General features: G+C 62.0%; 1 protein-coding gene. It reads left to right on the plus strand.

Going from position 1 to position 511, the window contains the following annotated elements; all coding sequences use genetic code 11:
- Nucleotides 1-511: VCBS domain-containing protein (locus EN851_RS34180; RefSeq protein WP_135931049.1), on the plus strand; the 511-nt coding region annotated here is incomplete at both ends.

A 511-nucleotide genomic window follows, 5' to 3' on the forward strand; every position in this document is an offset into this window, starting at 1 on the left:
TTCGAGCTCCAGCCTGACGGTGACCATCAACGGCACAAATGATGCTCCGGTCGCGGTTGCCGACATCAATTCGGTGAAAGAAGACACAGCGCCCAATCCGGTCAGCGGCAATGTGCTGACCAACGACACCGATGTCGACACTGGCGACACCCACAGCGTCAGCGCCGTCAACGGCTCGGCTGGCAATGTCGGCAACGACCTGGTCGGCACCTATGGCACGCTGCATCTCAACAGCGACGGCAGCTACAGCTATACGCTCGACAATGGCCTGGCCTCGGTGCAGCAGCTTGCCGAAGGCGCCACCGTCACAGACGTCTTCAGCTACACCAACGCCGACAATCACGGCGGCTCTTCGTCCGCCAACCTGACCATCACCATCACCGGCACCAATGACGCGCCGGTGGCGGTGGCCGATGCGGCGGCGGTGAAGGAAGACACCAACACGCTGGCCGATCCCAATCCGGTGAGCGGCAATGTGCTGACCAACGACACCGATGTCGACAATGGCGAC

The organism is Mesorhizobium sp. M8A.F.Ca.ET.208.01.1.1 (assembly GCF_004791315.1).
Lineage (GTDB): Bacteria > Pseudomonadota > Alphaproteobacteria > Rhizobiales > Rhizobiaceae > Mesorhizobium.